This is a genomic window from Streptomyces sp. URMC 127, from assembly GCF_051386535.1.
Taxonomy (GTDB): Bacteria; Actinomycetota; Actinomycetes; order Streptomycetales; family Streptomycetaceae; genus Streptomyces.
In genome coordinates, this window is the sequence record NZ_JBPQTW010000384.1 from 1 (window position 1) to 3031 (window position 3031).

Sequence of the window (3031 nt, forward strand, 5' to 3'; positions counted from 1 at the left end):
CCCCTACGCCAGCTCCCCCGCCACGAACCTCGCCCCCGCCTCCCGCAAGCGTGCGTGCAGCGCGCCGAAGACCCGTGCCGACCGCACCCCCGGCCAGTCGGCCGGGAGGAGGCCCGCCGGCAGGCCCGGGTCGGCGTACGGCAGGTGCCGCCACGAGTCCAGGGCGAGGAGGTAGTCCCGGTACGCCTCCCGCGGCGGCACCACGCGCCGCCGCGCCCACCGCCGCAGCACCGGCTCGTGCGCGGCGAGGAACGCGCGGTGCTGCGCGGCCAGGGACGCGAGGTCCCACCACCGGCCCACCGCCTCCGCGGTCGGCTCGAAGCCGAGGTGCGAGCCCTTGAACAGATCGACGTACGAGGCGAGTCCGAGCCGCTGCAGCGTGTGCCGCGTCTCGTCGTGGACGTGCGCCGGGGCGATCCACACGCCCGGCGCCGCCGTGCCGAAGCCGAGCCGGGCGAGCCGGGAGCGCAGCAGGTGACGCTTGTGCCGCTCCTCCTCGGGGACGGAGAAGACCGCCAGGAGCCAGCCGCCGGCCGTCCGGGCGGGGGCGCGGCCGTAGATGCGCCGGTCGCCGTCGTCGAGGAGCTCCCGGGCGGCGTCCGACAGCCCGTACCCCGCGGCGCCGCCGGCCGTGCGGCCCGCGACGAGCAGCCCGCGCCGTTTGAGGCGCGAGACGGCCGACCGCACCGAGGGCGAGTCCACGCCGACGGCACCCAGCAACCGGATCAGGGCCGCGATCGGCACGGGACGGCCGGCCGCGTGGCGGGCGCCCCCACGGCCGTACGCGCCGTAGAACGTGACGATGAGGGACCGGGGAGTGTGCAGGGTAAGGAGTGGTTGCTGGTCAGTCACGGGGAAACTGTAAAGCTCCGTCAAGAGCCCTCACGCAGCCGGAATCGCTGCAGCTTGCCGGTGGGCGTGCGGGGCAGGGCGGCCAGGAACTCGATCTCGCGAGGGCACTTGTAGGGAACGATCTCCTTTTTGGTGAACTCCCGCAGCTCCGCCGCGGTTTCCGGCGTCGGCGGCACGCCGTCTCTCAGGACCACGCAGGCGACGACGATCTCGCCACGCCGCGCGTCAGGTCGCCCGACGACGGCCGCCTCCAGGACGGCGGGGTGGCGCAGCAGCACCCCCTCGACCTCGGGCCCCGCGATGTTGTACCCGGCCGAGATGATCATGTCGTCGGCGCGGGCGACGTAGCGGTAGTGGCCCGTGGTCTCGCGGACAAAGGTGTCGCCGGTCAGGTTCCAGCCGCCCCGCACGTAGTCGCGCTGGCGCTCGTCGGCGAGGTAGCGGCAGCCGGTGGGGCCGCGCACGGCGAGCAGCCCGGGTTCGCCGTCCGGGAGGGGGCGGCCGTCGGGGCCGACGATACGGGCCTCGTAGCCGGGAACAGGCAGGCCGGTGGTGCCGGGGCGGATCGCGTCGTCGGCGGCGGAGATGAAGATGTGCAGCATCTCGGTGGCGCCGATGCCGTTGATGACGCGCAGCCCGGTGGCGCGGTGCCAGGCGTGCCACAGCTCGGCGGGCAGGTGCTCGCCGGCGGAGACGCAGCGGCGCAGCGAGGACACGTCGTGCGCGCCGGTCCGTTCGTCCAGCAGCTCCAGCATCGAGCGGTAGGCGGTGGGGGCGGTGAAGAGGACGGAGACGCGGTGGCGCCGGATGTCGGCGAGGAGCCGCTCCGGGCCGCGCCATTCGGTGAGGAGGGTGGCGGCGCCCGCGCGCAGGGGGAAGACGACGAGGCCGCCGAGGCCGAAGGTGAAGCCCAGGGGCGGGCTGCCGGCGAAGACGTCGTCGGGGGCGGGCCGCAGGACGTGGGCGGAGAAGGTGTCGGCTATGGCGAGCACGTCGCGGTGGAAGTGCATGCAGCCCTTGGGGCGTCCGGTGGTGCCGGAGGTGAAGGCGATGAGGGCGACGTCGTCCGCGGAGGTGGCGGCGGCCGCATACGATGGGGGTTTGTCCGCGGCCAGGCGCAGCAGGTCACCGGGGGTGTCACCGCCGTAGGGGGTGACGTGCAGGCCCGCTTCCGGCGTGGGGAGGCCGTCGAGCGAGCGGGCGTCGCACAGGGCGTGCCGGATGCGGGCGAGGCCGCAGATCGTGGCGAGTTCGTGCGGGCGCTGCGCGGCCAGGACGGTGACGGCCACGGCCCCGGCCTTCATCACGGCCAGCCAGCAGGCCGCGAGCCAGGGGCTGGTGGGGCCGCGCAGCAGGACGCGGTTGCCGGGGACGACGCCGAGGTCACCGGTGAGGGTGTGGGCGATCCGGTCGACGTGGGCGGCGAGCTGGCCGTACGTCCAGAGGCCTCCGTGGCCGTCGTGCACGGCGGGGCGGTCGGGGCCCAGCCGGGCGATCGTGGCGTCGAGCAGCTCGGTCCCGCAGTTGAGCCGGTCCGGGTAGGCCGGGGGGACGCCCGGAAGGGCGCCCGGGAGAACGCCCGACAGGGTGCCGTCGCGCGGGCCGAGGAGGAGGTCGGGCCACTCGCCGGCGGGCGGGAGGTGGTCGCGCGGGAAGGTGTCGGCATGGACCGAGGGCCGGAGCTCCATGGCTGCCATCGCTGTGCGCCCCCTCGCGGCCGGTGACATGAGGTGAACGGGGGTCTTGCCAGCTGTACGGATCCGCTGTCAGCGTAGCGACTTGGTGACGGCAGTCAACACAGCGCGATAGGCAGCCCGGAAGCACCGCAAGCAGGGATCACAGCAGGGACCGCAGCAGGAACCGGAACAGAAACCGCAAGCAGGGACCGCGGCAGGAACCGGAGCAGGAGCAGTCCGTGGACCTCAGCGACCAGAAGGGGCCGCCCATGGTCACCCCGTTCGCCATCGACCCGCAACAGCGCGCCTGCAGCGAGGAGTTGCGCGCGCTCGCGGCGGAGCGGCTGCGCCCGCTCGCGGCCGCGGGCGAACCGGGGCGCGTCAACCGGCCTCTCGTCGCCGCGCTCGGCGAACTCGGCCTGCTGGCACGGCTGTTCCCCGGCACGGGATCGGCGACGGCGGCCGGGGCGGGGGCCGGCCGCGAGGGCCCGTTGAGCTGGGGC

Annotated in this window: 2 protein-coding genes and 1 pseudogene; 1 reads left to right on the plus strand and 2 read right to left on the minus strand. The window is 74.8% G+C overall.

Annotated features, from left to right (window positions below; genetic code table 11):
- Positions 1–3: 3 nt before the first annotated feature.
- The gene (locus ACSNOH_RS34245) at positions 4–852 is read right to left on the minus strand and encodes a PaaX family transcriptional regulator (protein ID WP_436725353.1); all 849 of its coding nucleotides are present in this window, start codon (positions 850–852) and stop codon (positions 4–6) included.
- Positions 853–872: 20 nt separating this feature from the next.
- Positions 873–2540, minus strand: coding sequence for an AMP-binding protein (locus ACSNOH_RS34250; RefSeq protein ID WP_436725354.1), 1668 nt, complete (start codon positions 2538–2540; stop codon positions 873–875).
- Positions 2541–2797: 257 nt separating this feature from the next.
- Here ACSNOH_RS34250 and ACSNOH_RS34255 point away from each other — a divergent pair.
- Positions 2798–3031: pseudogene (locus ACSNOH_RS34255) on the plus strand (hypothetical protein); the annotation flags it as partial.